Source organism: Legionella clemsonensis, from assembly GCF_002240035.1.
GTDB classification, from domain to species: Bacteria; Pseudomonadota; Gammaproteobacteria; order Legionellales; family Legionellaceae; genus Tatlockia; species Tatlockia clemsonensis.
In genome coordinates this window covers 2,975,263-2,992,500 of sequence record NZ_CP016397.1, presented here as the reverse complement: position 1 = coordinate 2,992,500, position 17,238 = coordinate 2,975,263, and the positions used below count along the sequence as shown (strand labels likewise).

Sequence of the window (17,238 nt, the reverse complement as noted above, 5' to 3'; positions counted from 1 at the left end):
AGCGAAAGAATCAATATAACGACGAGTAAAGTAAAAGGCCGCAGCAAAAAAATGGGTCTGTAGCTCAGCTGGTTAGAGCGCACCCCTGATAAGGGTGAGGCCGGTGGTTCAAGTCCACTCAGACCCACCACCAACGTTTCTGTAGGATGCATCAGATCAAAGTGATTTTAAAAGAGATTGCTTTAATCTGGTTAATCCAGGCGTTCATTAACAATTTGGTAAAGAAGAAGGGTAAACACAAGCGAATTAGTATTAATCTTTTGTCAGTTTATAACCTAAGGATAATTTGCGAAGATTTTTGCTTGAATTGAGGCATCGATGCGAACGAGTGAGGGAACATACTAATGTATGTGACCGAGTGAGAGAGTGTCGATAACGAAGAGTCAAGGAAAAAGCTGAAGCAAAGAGGTGATTGAGGTTATATGGTCAAGAAGAGAAGCGCAAACGGTGGATGCCTTGGCAGTAAGAGGCGAAGAAGGACGTGGAATCCTGCGAAAAGCTCTGGGGAGTTGGAAACGTGCGTTGATCCAGAGGTGTCCGAATGGGGGAACCCAACTTACGTGAGTAGGTTATCTGTATCTGAATACATAGGGTGCAGAGGCGAACTCGGGGAACTGAAACATCTAAGTACCCGAAGGAAAAGAAATCAATTGAGATTCTCTAAGTAGCGGCGAGCGAACGGGGAAGAGCCTGGCATGATTTATCATTATCAGAAGTAGAACAGTCTGGGAAGACTGACCGAAGGGGGTGAAAGTCCCGTATACGACATGGTAATGAAGAACTAGGCATGCGAACAAGTAGGCCGGGACACGTGAAATCCTGGTTGAAGACGGGTGGACCATCATCCAAGGCTAAATACTCCTTACTGACCGATAGTGAACCAGTACCGTGAGGGAAAGGCGAAAAGAACCCCGGAGAGGGGAGTGAAATAGAACCTGAAACCGTTTGCGTACAAGCAGTGGGAGCATTTTTTAGGAAGTGTGACTGCGTACCTTTTGTATAATGGGTCAGCGAGTTACTTTTAGTGGCGAGGTTAACTGAATAAGGAAGCCGTAGAGAAATCGAGTCTTAATAGGGCGCGAGTCGCTGAGAGTAGACCCGAAACCGGGCGATCTAGCCATGTGCAGGATGAAGGTTGGGTAACACCAACTGGAGGTCCGAACCGGGTAATGTTGAAAAATTATCGGATGACGTGTGGCTAGGAGTGAAAGGCTAATCAAGCCCGGAGATAGCTGGTTCTCCCCGAAAGCTATTTAGGTAGCGCCTCGTGAATGATTACTGGGGGTAGAGCACTGTTTCGGCTAGGGGGCTGTCATGGCTTACCAAACCGATGCAAACTCCGAATACTGGCTAATTGAATCACGGGAGACACACGGCGGGTGCTAACGTCCGTCGTGAAGAGGGAAACAACCCAGACCGCCAGCTAAGGTCCCGAAGTTATAGTTAAGTGGGAAACGATGTGGGAAGGCCCAGACAGCCAGGAGGTTGGCTTAGAAGCAGCCATCCTTTAAAGAAAGCGTAATAGCTCACTGGTCGAGTCGGCCTGCGCGGAAGATGTAACGGGGCTAAAACTATACACCGAAGCTGCGGATGTGCACTTTAGTGCACGTGGTAGGGGAGCGTTCTGTAGGCTGAAGAAGGTAGATTGAGAAGTCTGCTGGAGGTATCAGAAGTGCGAATGCTGACATGAGTAACGATAAAGAGGGTGAAAAACCCTCTCGCCGGAAGTCCCAGGTTTCCTGCACGACGTTAATCGGAGCAGGGTGAGTCGGCCCCTAAGGCGAGGCTGAAGAGCGTAGTCGATGGGAACCAGGTTAATATTCCTGGACTTTCTATAAGTGGTGAAGTGGGGACGAAGAAGGCTAGGTGAGCCGGGCGTTGGTAGTCCCGGTACTGGCATGTAGGCGGAGAGACTTGGCAAATCCGGTCTCTTGATAACGCTAAGGTGCACAGTGGTCCTGACCCTACGGGGTGCAGGGAAGTCATTGATGCCAAGCTTCCAGGAAAAGCTGCTAGCCATAACTTATAGAGAACCGTACCGCAAACCGACACAGGTGGACAAGTAGAGCATACTAAGGCGCTTGAGAGAACTCGGGTGAAGGAACTAGGCAAAATGGTACCGTAACTTCGGGAGAAGGTACGCCCTTGCTGGTTAGTTTCCTTGCGAAACGAAGCTGGTGAGGGCCGCAGAGACCAGGTGGCTGCGACTGTTTATTAAAAACACAGCACTCTGCAAATTCGAAAGAAGACGTATAGGGTGTGACGCCTGCCCGGTGCCGGAAGGTTAATTGATGCTGTTAGGAGAAATCCGAAGCGGTTGATCGAAGCCCCGGTAAACGGCGGCCGTAACTATAACGGTCCTAAGGTAGCGAAATTCCTTGTCGGGTAAGTTCCGACCTGCACGAATGGCGTAACGATGGCCACGCTGTCTCCACCCGAGACTCAGTGAAATTGAAATCGCTGTGAAGATGCAGTGTACCCGCGGCTAGACGGAAAGACCCCGTGAACCTTTACTACAGCTTTGCACTGGACTTTGATGATAACTGTGTAGGATAGGTGGGAGGCTATGAAGTGCGGACGCCAGTTCGCATGGAGCCGACCTTGAAATACCACCCTGTTATTATTGAGGTTCTAACTTGGACCAGTAAACCTGGTTGAGGACAGTGTATGGTGGGTAGTTTGACTGGGGCGGTCTCCTCCCAAAGAGTAACGGAGGAGCACAAAGGTACCCTCGGTACGGTCGGACATCGTACCAAGAGTGTAAAGGCAAAAGGGTGCTTGACTGCGAGAGTGACGGCTCGAGCAGGTACGAAAGTAGGTCTTAGTGATCCGGTGGTTCTGAATGGAAGGGCCATCGCTCAACGGATAAAAGGTACTCCGGGGATAACAGGCTGATACCGCCCAAGAGTTCATATCGACGGCGGTGTTTGGCACCTCGATGTCGGCTCATCACATCCTGGGGCTGAAGCAGGTCCCAAGGGTATGGCTGTTCGCCATTTAAAGTGGTACGCGAGCTGGGTTTAGAACGTCGTGAGACAGTTCGGTCCCTATCTGCCGTGGGCGTAGGAAAATTGAGAGGAGCTGCTCCTAGTACGAGAGGACCGGAGTGGACGAACCTCTGGTGTACCGGTTGTAACGCCAGTTGCATTGCCGGGTAGCTAAGTTCGGACGGGATAACCGCTGAAAGCATCTAAGCGGGAAGCCTCCCTCAAGATGAGTTTTCCCATGAAGCCCGTTGAAGACTACGACGTTGATAGGCGAGGTGTGGAAGCGCAGTAATGTGTGAAGCTAACTCGTACTAATTGGCTGATTGTCTTGACCATATAACCTGAATTGCTTCAGGGTATGGCAACAAACGATTAAACGAGTCAACCTTGTGTTGCCCTTAACTTCTTTACCAGCCTGCTGGTAAGACAGAGAATAAAACAATCCTGTCCACCCAGCTGGAAAACCAGTTTTCCTGGCGACCATAGCGGTTTGGAACCACCTGATTCCATCTCGAACTCAGAAGTGAAACAGACCAGCGCCGATGATAGTGTGAGGCTTCCTCATGCGAAAGTAGGTCATCGCCAGGGTTTTATTATAAGTAGTAATTCGCCAAAGTCGCGAATAATGTGCTGCTTAATTGGCTATAAGATAGCTGTAGCTAAGGCACGTAGTGAGAAAGAGTATTGCTGGCGTAGCTCAGTAGGTAGAGCAACTGACTTGTAATCAGTAGGTCCCGGGTTCGATTCCTGGTGCCAGCACCATCTAGATCTAGTCCTCATTACTGGACTAAGGCTATTGACTTTAGTCATGCCATGAAAGACAATGGCGTTCTTTTGGGAGGGGTTCCCGAGCGGTCAAAGGGATCAGACTGTAAATCTGACGGCTCTGCCTTCGAAGGTTCGAATCCTTCCCCCTCCACCAGTATTGTGCAGACGAAAAAAGTGAGCAGGCGGGTGTAGTTCAATGGTAGAACTTCAGCCTTCCAAGCTGATAGCGTGGGTTCGATTCCCATCACCCGCTCCAAGTTTTTGACAGCCTGTTTATAGACAGACTGTGGCTAAAAAGCCCACATAGCTCAGGTGGTAGAGCACTTCCTTGGTAAGGAAGAGGTCGTTGGTTCGAGTCCAGTTGTGGGCACCATACAGGTATCAACTTTTAATGGGGAGATCTTTCGATGGCGAAGGAAAAGTTTGAGCGTAAGAAGCCGCACGTAAACGTGGGAACGATTGGTCACGTAGACCATGGGAAGACCACCTTGACTGCAGCGATTACCACAATTATGGCAAAGAAATTTGGTGGAACAGCGAAGGCGTATGATCAAATTGACGCGGCACCAGAAGAGCGAGAGCGAGGGATAACGATATCAACTGCGCACGTTGAATATGAATCAGCGAACCGCCACTATGCCCATGTGGATTGCCCTGGCCATGCTGACTATGTAAAGAACATGATTACAGGTGCAGCTCAAATGGACGGCGCTATATTAGTAGTATCAGCGGCGGATGGTCCGATGCCACAAACCCGTGAACATATTTTGTTGTCACGTCAGGTAGGTGTGCCTTATATTGTAGTGTTTATGAACAAAGCGGACATGGTTGATGATCCGGAGTTGTTAGAATTGGTAGAGATGGAAGTCCGTGACTTGTTAAGTAGTTATGAGTTTCCAGGAGATGATATTCCCATTATTGTTGGTTCAGCATTGAAAGCATTGGAAGGAGATACCAGCGAGATTGGTGTACCGGCTATTGAGAAATTAGTAGAGACGATGGATTCCTATATTCCTGAGCCGGTGAGAAATATCGACAAGAGTTTCTTGTTGCCGATTGAAGATGTATTCTCGATTTCTGGCCGAGGAACAGTTGTAACAGGTCGTGTTGAGAGTGGAATCATCAAAGTAGGTGAAGAAGTAGAGATTGTAGGAATCCGTGACACGCAAAAGACGACTTGTACAGGTGTAGAGATGTTCCGCAAGTTGCTGGACGAAGGACGCGCAGGGGATAATGTTGGTGTATTGTTACGTGGTACGAAGCGAGACGAAGTCGAGCGTGGTCAAGTGTTGGCTAAGCCAGGCACAATCAAGCCTCACACGAAGTTTGAAGCAGAAGTCTATGTTCTGTCAAAAGATGAAGGTGGTCGTCACACACCATTTTTCAATGGCTATCGTCCCCAGTTTTATTTCAGGACGACTGATGTTACAGGTTCATGTGAATTACCCAGTGGTATAGAGATGGTAATGCCAGGCGATAATGTGCAGATGACAGTTAGCTTGCATTCACCAATTGCTATGGACGAAGGATTGCGTTTTGCAATTCGTGAAGGTGGTCGCACAGTTGGGGCCGGTGTAGTCGCAAAAATTATTGAGTGATAATGATGAAAGTGTGAAGCCATGGCTTCACACAAATATGCTAATGTTAGGCCAGTAGCTCAATTGGCAGAGCGGCGGTCTCCAAAACCGCAGGTTGGGGGTTCGATTCCCTCCTGGCCTGCCAACAATTAGATAAATATGAAAAATTCAAGCGCTTCTAAGTTAAGTTTTAAAGAAATTATATTGTGGTTCGGTATTTTGCTGGTCACAATTTTTGCCTTTTTAGGAACCTATTATTTTGATTTTACAGCGCCTATCAAAGCTATGGTCTGGATTGGCTGGTTTATTTTAGTTGCTGTCTTAGGATTTTTTACTTCCAAAGGAAAACAAGCCTTTGCATTTGCAAAAGAAGCTAAAATTGAATTACAAAAGGTAGTCTGGCCAACACGCCAGGAAACTGTTCAAACCACATCTATTGTTATGATCATGGTTGCAGTAACAGGGTTTGTTCTTTGGGGTGTAGACTCTGCAATGATGTGGGCAATCGCTAAATTAACACATTTAGGTTGAAAATACGGTGGAAGAGCATAAAACTAAACAATGGTATGTGGTTCATGCCTATTCAGGCTATGAGAATTTTGTCATGCGCGAAATTAAATCACGCGCAGAGCGCCATCACCTACAAGAAAAGATAGGTGAAGTAGTTGTTCCATCGGAAGAAGTTGTTGAAATGCGTGCAGGTCAAAAGAGAAAGAGTACGCGAAAATTTTTTCCTGGATATGTACTGGTTCATATGGTGATGGATGATGAAACATGGCATATGATTCGAGCTATTCCTCGTGTCTTGGGTTTTATTGGTGGAACAAGTCAGACACCAACACCAATTACGGACAAAGAGGCTAGAGCAATCTTACAGCGAGTAGAGGAAGGTGTCACAAAGCCTAAACCTAAAATCCTGTTTGAGCCTGGTGAAGTTGTTCGTGTTAAAGAAGGACCTTTTGTTGACTTCAATGGTGTTGTTGAGGAAGTTAACTATGAGAAAAGTCGCCTAAGAGTGGCGGTACTAATATTCGGTCGTTCAACTCCGGTTGAACTCGAATTCAGTCAAGTCGAAAAGACTTAATTTTGTGTGTGTAATTGGGGAGCTATAGTAACTGCAGCTACTTAGGTGCTAATAGTGAAATAGCGTTATACCCGTAAGGAGTAATAATGGCTAAAAAAGTAGAAGCATATATTAAACTACAAATACCAGCTGGAAAGGCAAATCCAAGTCCTCCTGTTGGTCCTGCTTTAGGACAACGTGGTGTGAATATTATGGAATTTTGCAAGGCATTTAATGCTGCCACCCAAAATATCGAACCAGGTCTGGTTACACCGGTAGTAATTACAGTTTATTCCGATCGTAGCTTTACATTCGTCACTAAAACTCCTCCGGCTTCTGTTCTCTTGAAAAAAGCCGCTGGTATTCAAAGTGGAAGTGGTACCCCAAATACCAAGAAAGTTGCTAAGTTAAAACGTGCTCAACTCGAAGATATTGCTAAGATGAAACAACCTGATTTAACTGCAGGTAGTTTGGAGGCAGCAGTCCGTAGTATTGCAGGTACTGCTCGCAGTATGGGTATCGAAGTTGAGGATTTGCAATAAGGGGTTACCAATGGCTATCAGTAAGAAACAAAAGAAAATAAGGGAAGAGGTGAAAGCAAATCACCTTTATAATGCATCAGAAGCAATTGCTATACTAAAAGAATTTGCTAGTAAAAATTTTGAGGAAAGTGTGGATATTAGCGTGAATCTGGGTGTTGATCCTCGTAAATCAGATCAGGTTGTTCGTTCATCAACAAATTTACCAAAAGGTACCGGCAAAAAAGTACGAGTTGCAGTGTTTGCACAAGGTGATAATGCTACAAAAGCTAAAAATGCTGGTGCAGATATAGTTGGTTTTGAAGATTTGGCTGAACAAATCAAAGCAGGAGAAATGGACTTTGATGTAGTGATTGCCACACCCGACGCAATGCGAATTGTAGGGCAATTAGGGCAAATTCTTGGTCCTCGTGGTTTAATGCCTAATCCCAAAGTTGGTACTGTGACAACAAATGTTGAAGCAGCTGTAAATGATGCTAAATCAGGACAAGTACGATATAGGACCGACAAAAATGGTATTATACATTGTACAGTTGGGAAGATTACCTTCTCCGCTGAAGATTTGATTGAAAATATTGCTGCATTGATGGTCGATTTGCGAAAGGCAAAACCCACCTCAGCAAAAGGTGTCTATTTTAAGAAAATATCCCTGTCTACAACAATGGGGCCAGGCTTGCCTATTGATATTGCTACAATACCTGTGTAATATATATCGCCCTTAAAACAGCTTTCACGGCATAGACATGGTTCGATGCCGTCGAAGACCGCAGGTGCCACAGGCTTAATATCCTGCGCAGACGGTGAACCGACTCTGAGTTTTCTGAGACGGCCACCATAACTGTCAAATCATTTATGATTTGCGCAACTTAGGAGGTCAGTAACGTGACATTAACATTAGCTGCAAAAAAAGCCGTTGTAGAAGAAGTAACAAATGTTGCTTCTAAGGCTATTTCGGCAGTCGTTGCTGATTATCGTGGTTTAACTGTGAATCAAATGACCCAACTGCGTAGTGAAGCACGCAAAGCTGGTGTTTATTTACGAGTAGTACCTAATACGCTAACTCGTCGCGCGTTTGAAAACACTGAATTTGCTTGTTTAAATGAAAAGCTGGTTGGTCCTTTATTTATTGCTTTATCTCTCGAAGCTCCGAGTGATGCAGCAAGAATGTTAAAGGAGTTCGTGAAATCATTTGATAAGCTGGAAATCAAAGCATTAGCTGTGAGTGGAAAAGTATATAGTCCAGATCAACTTGAAGCTGTGGCTAGCTTGCCTACTCGCGATGAGGCCTTGGCTAAACTAATGTATGTGATGAAAGCACCAATAGAAAAATTTGTCCGTACGCTTGCAGAACCTCATGCCAAATTGGTAAGGACTGTAGCTGCAATCAAAGACACCAAGCAGTAATAAACCACATAATCTTTATAATTTTTAACTTAGGAGCTAGAAATGGCTGTATCAAAAAATGAGATTCTTGAAACAATCTCTAACATGACTGTAATGGAAGTTGTTGAACTTATCGAAGCAATGGAAGAGAAATTCAATGTCTCTGCTGCCGCTGCTGCTGTAGCTGTTGCTGCACCTGCTGCTGGTGGTGCTGCTGCTGCCGAAGAAAAAACTGAATTCACTGTGGTGATGAGCAGCTTTGGTTCAAACAAAGTAGGTGTTATTAAAGCAATTCGTGAAATTACCGGATTAGGCTTAAAAGAAGCTAAAGATCTAGTAGAAGGTGCTCCTTCAACTGTTAAAGAAGGTGTATCTAAAGACGAGGCCGCTGAAATTAAGAAAAAGCTTGAAGAAGCTGGCGCGACTGTCGAAGTTAAATAATACCGTTGTAGATAAATTTAAGAACCCAGCCATGTTTTCATGGCTGGGTTTGTGTGTTTGATGATATCAATAATTTTACAGAGGAACCACCATGGCAATTGCAGAAGCTAAACCTCAATATTCACATGCTGAGAAAAAACGATTTCGCAAAAGCTTTGGTAGGCAGGCAGATAAGATGGAAATTCCGAATCTGCTTGAAATCCAGCTAAGATCGTATCGAGATTTTTTAGAAACTGACCCTAATGGTAATGGGCAGAGGACAGGTTTGCATGCTGCGTTCTCATCTGTATTCCCTATAGAAAGTTTTTCTGGAAATGCAAGACTGGAATATGTTAGCTATAAGCTTGGTGAACCAGCTTTTGATGTACGTGAATGTAAGCTCAGAGGTTTGACCTATTCAGCACCACTACGTGTAAAAATTCGGTTGGTGGTTTTAGATAAGGACGCAGCAGGCGAGCCCAAACCCATAAAAGATATTCGTGAACAAGATGTATTTATGGGCGAAATTCCTTTAATGACTGATGTAGGTACATTTGTCGTTAATGGTACAGAGCGTGTTGTAGTATCCCAATTACACCGTTCTCCAGGCGTAATCTTTGAGCATGATCGCGGCAAAACACATTCTTCAGGTAAACTCCTGTATTCAGCCCGCATTATCCCTTACCGTGGCTCATGGTTAGATTTTGAATTTGATCCCAAAGACTGTGTGTTTGTAAGAATCGACAGGCGTCGCAAGTTACCCGTTACTATTCTATTACGCTCTTTAGGATATGAAGCTGAGGATATTCTCGCCGAATTTTTTGAAACAACGCTTTGTCAACTAAGGAATGGTGAATTTCATATTAACCTGATTCCAGCAAGACTACGTGGTGAAATAGCTTCTTTTGATATAGCCGTTCCCGAAACTGGTGAATTAATTGTTGAACAGGGTCGTCGAATTACTGCTCGCCATATTAAATTAATGGAAAAGAGCAACATGCAGGATCTTGTTGTGCCTAGAGACTATTTAATAGGCAAAGTTTTAGCAAAAAATATTGTTAATACTGATACTGGTGAAGTATTGGCTCAAGCGAATGATGAAGTAACTGCTGAATTATTAGATCAATTAGCTGATAATGGTATTCTTAGTTTTGAAACAATTTATACCAATGATTTGGATCATGGTTCCTATATTTCTGATACTCTTAGAATTGATCCAACTACCAGTCAATTGGAAGCATTGGTTGAAATATATCGGATGATGCGTCCAGGTGAGCCTCCAACCAAAGAAGCTGCTGAAGCATTATTTAAAAACTTATTTTTTGCTGAAGACCGTTATGATCTTTCTGCAGTAGGTCGTATGAAATTCAATCGTCGTGTGGGCAGAAAAGAAGATACAGGTCCAGGTACCTTAGCTAAAGAAGATATTCTTGCGGTCATTAAGACTTTGATTGATATTCGCAATGGTATCGGCATGGTGGATGACATTGATCATTTAGGTAACCGACGTGTAAGAAGCGTTGGAGAAATGGCAGAAAATCAATTTCGCGTTGGTCTGGTTCGTGTTGAACGAGCTGTTAAAGAACGCTTAAGTCTGGTGGAGTCTGAAAATTTAATGCCACAAGATTTAATCAATGCAAAACCGGTTTCAGCGGCTGTAAAAGAGTTCTTTGGTTCAAGCCAGTTATCACAATTTATGGATCAAGTTAATCCTCTTTCAGGTGTGACTCATAAACGCCGTGTCTCAGCACTTGGCCCAGGTGGTTTAACGAGAGAGCGGGCAGGCTTTGAAGTTCGCGACGTACACACGACCCATTATGGTCGCGTATGTCCGATTGAAACACCCGAAGGTCCAAATATCGGATTGATTAATTCCTTGTCTGTCTATGCACGAACAAACGATTATGGTTTTATTGAGACACCTTGCCGTAAAGTTATTAACGGTCGAGTAACCGATGAAATTGAATATCTTTCTGCAATTGAAGAGGTTGACCAGTATATTGCTCAGTCTACTGTTCCCGTGGATGAAAAAGGAAATATTCTTGCTGATCTAGTACCTTGCCGACATCAAAATGAATTTTCATTAACAACGCCCGATAAAATTAATTATATGGACGTTTCACCAAAACAAATCGTTTCGGTAGCTGCCTCTTTAATTCCCTTTTTGGAGCATGATGATGCTAACCGTGCGCTTATGGGATCAAACATGCAACGGCAAGCAGTCCCAACATTACGTTCAGAAAAACCACTGGTTGGTACAGGAATGGAGCGAACTGTAGCATCCGATTCTGGCGTTTCAGTCGTTGCCAAACGAGGTGGAATAATTGATTTAGTTGATGCGTCACGTATTGTCGTCCGTGTAAATGATGATGAGACCACTGCCGGTGAAGCTGGGGTTGATATCTATAACCTGACCAAATACTTCCGCTCAAATCAGGATACTTGTATTAATCAGCGTCCTATTGTTTCTACTGGTGACAGAATTCAGCGTGGAGATATCCTGGCTGATGGTCCTTGCACAGATATGGGAGAACTTGCATTGGGCCAAAATCTGTTAGTAGCCTTTATGCCCTGGAATGGATATAACTTTGAGGATTCTATTCTTATTTCAGAACGTATAGTTCAAGAAGATAGATTTACCACTATTCATATTGAAGAATTAACCTGTATTGCTCGTGATACAAAACTAGGTACTGAAGAGATTACCGCTGATATTCCTAATGTTGGTGAGTCAGCACTGGCTAGTCTGGATGAGTCTGGTGTTGTATATATTGGTGCCGAGGTTAGTGCTGGAGATATCCTAGTAGGTAAAGTAACACCAAAGGGAGAAACGCAATTAACCCCTGAAGAAAAATTGCTTAGAGCAATCTTTGGAGAAAAAGCGTCAGATGTAAAAGATTCTTCTTTGCGTGTTCCTTCTGGAATGAATGGAACAGTGATTGACGTTCAAATCTTTACTCGTGATGGTCTTGAAAAGGATGAACGTGCTAAAAGTATCGAAGAAGAACATCTAGCTCGAGTACGTAAAGATTTAATTGATGAACGACGTATCCGTGAAGAAGACATCTATCACCGCGTGAGTAATTTATTACTCGATAAAATTGCTACTGGCGGTCCAGGCAGTATTAAACCAGGTTCTAAAATAGCCGCTGATTATTTAGATAAAGTGGGTAGAGAGAAGTGGTTTGATATTCGTGTTGATGATGAGGCAACTAGTCAGCAATTAGAGCAGCTATCCAAACAAATGGAGTTACTCGGCAAGGAGATGGAAAAGCGTTTTAATGATAGTCGCAAAAAAATTGTTCAAGGCGATGATTTAGCGCCTGGTGTGCTTAAGATTGTTAAAGTTTATTTGGCGGTGAAGCGTCGTATTCAGCCAGGTGATAAGATGGCAGGGCGTCATGGAAACAAGGGTGTTATTTCTATTGTTGTTCCCGTCGAAGATATGCCTCACATGGCTGATGGCACTGCTGTTGATATCGTGTTAAATCCACTTGGGGTGCCTTCACGTATGAACATAGGTCAGGTATTGGAAACTCATTTAGGATTAGCTGCCAAAGGTCTTGGGCAACGAATAGCTGATCTTATTGATTCGCAACATTCTGTCACTGAAATAAGAGCTTATCTAGATAAAATTTATAATCACGATGGGCAAAAGCGCATCTATTTAAATAGTCTGAGTGATGAAGAAATTATGATCCTGGCTGATAACCTGCGTGCTGGAGTCCCTATGGCAACGCCTGTATTCGATGGTGCCAGTGAAAAAGAGATTAAAGATATGCTTGAATTGGCTGGTCTGCGTCCAGATGGTAAAACCATTTTATACGACGGCCGAACAGGTAAGCAATTTGATAATCCAGTTACAGTCGGCTATATGTATATGCTTAAGCTTAATCATTTAGTAGACGATAAGATGCACGCCCGCTCTACTGGCTCTTACAGCTTGGTAACGCAGCAACCACTGGGTGGTAAAGCTCAGTTTGGAGGACAGCGCTTTGGGGAAATGGAAGTATGGGCGTTGGAAGCGTATGGTGCTGCCTATACGTTGCAAGAGATGTTAACAGTTAAATCAGATGATGTCGGAGGACGCACGAAGATATATAAAAATATAGTTGATGGTGACCACCGTATGGATCCTGGTATGCCTGAATCTTTCAATGTTTTATTGAAAGAAATAAGGGCCTTGGGTATCGATATCGAACTGGAACATGACTAATCATTCGAGCGATATTTCTGACAACTACTTTTTGGAGGCATAGACTTGGCTAATCTCGAACCAATGAGAAAACCACCTGTGATGAGTGATTTGCTTGGCATCCTCAAACAACAAGGTCAAAGTGAAGAGTTTGATGCGATTAAAATTGCGCTTGCTTCACCCGATTTAATTCGTTCATGGTCTTATGGCGAAGTTAAAAAGCCTGAGACTATAAATTATAGAACCTTTAAGCCTGAGCGTGACGGTCTGTTTTGTGCTAAGACGTTTGGGCCTGTTAAAGATTATGAATGCCTGTGTGGTAAATACAAGCGACTCAAGCATCGTGGTGTTATTTGCGAAAAATGCGGTGTTGAGCTTGCACTTGCTAAAGTTCGCCGTGAAAGAATGGGCCATATTGAACTAGCAAGCCCAGTTGCACATATATGGTTCCTCAAGTCATTACCTTCTCGCATCGGCTTGCTCTTAGACATGACGCTTCGTGATATTGAGCGCGTGCTATATTTTGAAGCATTTGTTGTTGTTGATCCAGGTATGACCGAATTAGAACGAGGTCAATTGCTCAATGATGAAGTGTATCTTGATGCTATGGAGCAATATGGTGACGAATTTGATGCACGTATGGGTGCAGAAGCAATTCGTGACTTACTTCGCCAAATCGATTTGGAAGAAGAAATTAAATCGCTCCGTGAAGAGTTACCAACTACTAATTCAGAAACAAAGATTAAGAAAATCACCAAGCGATTAAAATTACTCGAAGCCTTCCAGGAATCAGGCAATAAGCCTGAATGGATGATCATGGATGTATTGCCGGTTCTGCCGCCAGATCTGCGACCCTTGGTACCATTAGATGGTGGACGCTTTGCTACCTCTGATTTAAATGATCTCTATCGTCGAGTCATTAATCGTAATAATCGATTAAAAAGACTTCTTGATTTAAACGCGCCTGACATTATTGTGCGTAATGAGAAGCGAATGCTGCAAGAGTCTGTGGATGCTCTTCTTGATAATGGTCGTCGTGGTCGTGCTATTACAGGTACTAATAAGCGTCCATTGAAATCTTTGGCTGACATGATTAAAGGAAAGCAAGGTCGTTTTAGACAAAACTTGCTTGGTAAGCGGGTGGATTATTCCGGTCGTTCTGTAATTGTGGTTGGTCCGACTTTACGTTTGCATCAATGTGGCTTACCTAAAAAGATGGCATTAGAACTCTTTAAGCCCTTTATCTTTAGCAAATTGGAATTTCGTGGTTTAGCAACTACGATTAAAGCTGCCAAAAAAATGGTTGAGCGTGAGGATCCAGTTGTTTGGGATATTTTGGATGACGTAATTCGTGAACATCCTATTCTGCTCAACCGTGCGCCAACTTTGCACCGCTTGGGTATTCAGGCATTTGAACCAGTTTTGATTGAAGGTAAAGCAATACAATTACATCCCTTAGTTTGTACTGCTTACAATGCTGACTTCGACGGTGACCAGATGGCCGTGCATGTGCCATTGACACTTGAAGCACAGTTAGAAGCTCGTTCACTCATGATGTCGACAAATAATATTTTGTCCCCAGCGAGTGGTGAACCTATTATTGTACCTAGCCAAGACGTGGTACTCGGACTGTATTATTTAACTCGAGAACGCGTAAATGCGAAAGGTGAAGGTAAAATTTTTGCCAGCCCTCAAGAGGCTCAAAATTTTTACGAAGCAGGTTATGTGGATATCCACGCCAAAGTAAAAATTAGAATGCCTCGTGAAGATGCTGAAGGTTACCATTTAGTTGAAACGACAGTGGGGCGTGCAATTCTTTCTGATATTTTACCAGAAGGAATGTCATTTTCTCTGATAAATAGAGCGATGACTAAAAAAGCCATATCGAAAGTAGTTGATACTTGCTATCGTAAGTTTGGTTTAAAAGAAACTGTTATTTTTGCTGACCAGCTGATGTATACAGGCTTTAAGTTTGCTACGCGAGCAGGTGCTTCTATTGGTATTGAAGATATGGAGATACCAGATGATAAGGCATCAATTATTGAGCAAGCAGATAATGAGGTTCGCGAAATTGAAGCTCAGTATCGTTCAGGTTTGGTAACGAATGGTGAGCGATACAATAAAGTTATCGATATTTGGTCACGTACCAATGAAATGGTTGCCAAGTCAATGATGGCAAAAATTGCAACGGAAGAAGTTACAACGCGTGATGGTAAAACAGTACGTCAAGAATCCTTTAATCCAATTTTTATGATGGCTGACTCGGGCGCAAGGGGATCTGCTGCTCAGATTAGACAGCTTGCTGGTATGAGGGGATTAATGGCAGCTCCTGATGGTTCAATTATTGAAACACCAATTACTGCAAATTTCCGTGAAGGGCTTAATGTATTCCAATACTTTATTTCAACTCACGGTGCCCGTAAGGGTCTTGCAGATACAGCTTTAAAAACAGCGAACTCAGGATATCTGACACGTCGTCTGGTAGACGTTGCACAAGACGTAGTGATTACAGAAGATGATTGTGGCACTGAGCATGGTATTCTAATGCAACCATTGATTGAAGGTGGAGACATTGTTGAGCCGTTACATGAGCGAGTCTTAGGTCGTGTTGTTGCGACGGATGTTTATATTCCCAATCAGGCCGAACCCATTGTCACTGCTGGAACACTTCTTGATGAAGACTGGGTTGAAAAACTTGAAAAGTTTGGTGTTGATCAGGTGCTGGTTCGTTCTCCTATTACCTGTGAAACTCGCTTTGGTCTCTGTGCAAGTTGTTATGGTCGAGATCTGGCTCGTGGTCATTTAGTTAATACCGGTGAAGCAGTAGGTATCATTGCTGCACAATCAATCGGTGAGCCTGGTACACAGTTAACCATGCGTACCTTCCATATTGGAGGTGCTGCATCAAGAGCTACTGCTGCAAATAATATTCAAATTAAGAATAAGGGGATTATCCGCCTGCATAATATTAAGACAGTATCTCATGAAAACAGTAATCTGGTTGCTGTATCCCGTTCAGGGGAAGTATCAATTGTTGATGATTTCGGACGTGAGCGTGAGCGTTATAAATTGCCTTATGGTGCAGTTTTAACGGTTCATGACAATATGTCAGCAGAAGCAGGACAAATCATTGCAACCTGGGATCCACATACTCACCCAGTTATTTCAGAAGTAAGTGGTAAATTAAAATTTGTGGATCTGATAGAGGGTCTGACAATGAATCGTCAGACAGATGAATTAACTGGCTTGAGTAACATAGTCGTTATTGATGCTAAGCAACGTAGTGCTGCTGGTAGAGATCTGCGGCCAATGGTTAAACTTGTCTCTGATGATGGCGAAGACATTTATCTGGCTGGTACAAATGTTCCTGCGCAGTATTATTTACCTGTTGATGCCATTATTAATTTTGAAGACGGAAGTGCTGTTGGTATTGGTGATGTAATCGCCCGTATTCCTCAAGAGCGCTCCAAAACTCGCGATATTACCGGAGGTCTACCCAGAGTAGCAGACCTTTTTGAAGCTAGAAAACCAAAAGATGCCGCTGTAATGGCTGAAGTTTCTGGTCTGGTTAACTTTGGCAAAGAAACTAAAGGTAAGCGACGTTTAATAATTACTGCATCAGAGCATCATTCTCATGAAGAGTTAATTCCTAAATGGCGTCATATCTCAGTCTTTGAGGGTGAGCATGTAGAGCGCGGTGAGGTGATCGCGGATGGTCCACTTAATCCACATGATATTTTACGTCTGCTGGGAGTGGGTGCACTTGCAAATTATATAGTTAATGAAGTTCAAGACGTTTATCGTTTGCAAGGGGTGAAAATTAATGACAAACACATCGAAGTGATTGTTCGACAAATGTTACGCAAACGCGTGATCACTTATGCGGGTGATTCAAAATTCCTGGTAGGTGAACAGATTGAAGAAAGCGTAATGTTGCAAGAAAACGACAAGCTGGCCGCAGAAGGTAAAGAAATAGCTCAAGGTACACCTATCTTATTAGGTATTACTAAAGCGTCCTTAGCAACAGAATCTTTCATCTCAGCCGCATCATTCCAGGAGACTACCCGTGTCTTGACTGAGGCAGCAGTGAGTGGAAAAGTGGATGAGCTGCGTGGCTTGAAGGAAAACGTAATGGTAGGGCGCCTGATTCCAGCTGGAACAGGCTACACTTATCATCAAAGCCGCAAGGCAAAACGCGCAAAAGCTATTGCTGCAGGAAGTGAGCAAGGTACGCATACGGTGACTGCGAGTGATGTAGAACATGCATTAAGTGAAGCGCTTAATGCTGATCATCATGATCATTGAT

Annotated in this window: 9 protein-coding genes, 6 tRNA genes and 2 rRNA genes; all 17 read left to right on the top strand. The window is 43.6% G+C overall.

From position 1 onward, the window contains the following. The first annotated feature begins 53 nt into the window (after positions 1-53). Positions 54-130, top strand: a tRNA-Ile gene (locus clem_RS13355). Between the two features lie 294 nt (positions 131-424). Continuing rightward, positions 425-3,323: ribosomal RNA gene (locus clem_RS13350) — 23S ribosomal RNA — on the top strand. A gap of 136 nt (positions 3,324-3,459) precedes the next feature. Further along, positions 3,460-3,575 (top strand): 5S ribosomal RNA (gene rrf, locus clem_RS13345). Positions 3,576-3,673: 98 nt separating this feature from the next. Next, a tRNA-Thr gene (locus clem_RS13340) sits at positions 3,674-3,749 on the top strand. A 75-nt stretch (positions 3,750-3,824) separates the two neighbouring features. After that, a tRNA-Tyr gene (locus clem_RS13335) sits at positions 3,825-3,909 on the top strand. A gap of 28 nt (positions 3,910-3,937) precedes the next feature. Then, positions 3,938-4,011, top strand: a tRNA-Gly gene (locus clem_RS13330). A 41-nt stretch (positions 4,012-4,052) separates the two neighbouring features. After that, positions 4,053-4,128 (top strand) — tRNA-Thr (locus tag clem_RS13325). A 34-nt stretch (positions 4,129-4,162) separates the two neighbouring features. Further along, positions 4,163-5,353, top strand: a complete 1,191-nt coding sequence (gene tuf, locus clem_RS13320; RefSeq protein WP_094091987.1) for an elongation factor Tu — start codon at positions 4,163-4,165, stop codon at positions 5,351-5,353. A 48-nt stretch (positions 5,354-5,401) separates the two neighbouring features. Continuing rightward, positions 5,402-5,477: transfer RNA gene (locus clem_RS13315), tRNA-Trp, on the top strand. A gap of 14 nt (positions 5,478-5,491) precedes the next feature. Then, a complete protein-coding gene (gene secE / locus clem_RS13310) occupies positions 5,492-5,863 on the top strand; it encodes a preprotein translocase subunit SecE (RefSeq protein ID WP_094091996.1) in 372 nt (123 codons plus the stop codon). 7 nt (positions 5,864-5,870) lie between these two features. Then, positions 5,871-6,416 carry a transcription termination/antitermination protein NusG gene (gene nusG, locus clem_RS13305; RefSeq protein WP_094091995.1) on the top strand — a complete coding sequence of 182 codons (546 nt, stop codon included), beginning with the start codon at positions 5,871-5,873 and terminating at the stop codon, positions 6,414-6,416. Between the two features lie 86 nt (positions 6,417-6,502). Next, positions 6,503-6,937, top strand: coding sequence for a 50S ribosomal protein L11 (rplK, locus tag clem_RS13300; protein WP_058448291.1), 435 nt, complete (start codon positions 6,503-6,505; stop codon positions 6,935-6,937). Between the two features lie 10 nt (positions 6,938-6,947). Beyond that, positions 6,948-7,640, top strand: coding sequence for a 50S ribosomal protein L1 (gene rplA, locus clem_RS13295; protein WP_094091994.1), 693 nt, complete (start codon positions 6,948-6,950; stop codon positions 7,638-7,640). Between the two features lie 176 nt (positions 7,641-7,816). Then, entirely contained in the window at positions 7,817-8,338 is a 522-nt protein-coding gene (rplJ, locus tag clem_RS13290) for a 50S ribosomal protein L10 (RefSeq protein WP_094091993.1), read from the top strand. A gap of 42 nt (positions 8,339-8,380) precedes the next feature. Then, on the top strand, positions 8,381-8,758 hold the full coding sequence (rplL, locus tag clem_RS13285) for a 50S ribosomal protein L7/L12 (protein ID WP_094091992.1): 378 nt from the start codon (positions 8,381-8,383) through the stop codon (positions 8,756-8,758). A gap of 91 nt (positions 8,759-8,849) precedes the next feature. Beyond that, on the top strand, positions 8,850-12,953 hold the full coding sequence (gene rpoB / locus clem_RS13280; protein ID WP_094091991.1) for a DNA-directed RNA polymerase subunit beta: 4,104 nt from the start codon (positions 8,850-8,852) through the stop codon (positions 12,951-12,953). 81 nt (positions 12,954-13,034) lie between these two features. After that, a complete protein-coding gene (gene rpoC, locus clem_RS13275; RefSeq protein WP_198333281.1) occupies positions 13,035-17,237 on the top strand; it encodes a DNA-directed RNA polymerase subunit beta' in 4,203 nt (1,400 codons plus the stop codon). Position 17,238 lies beyond the last annotated feature (1 nt).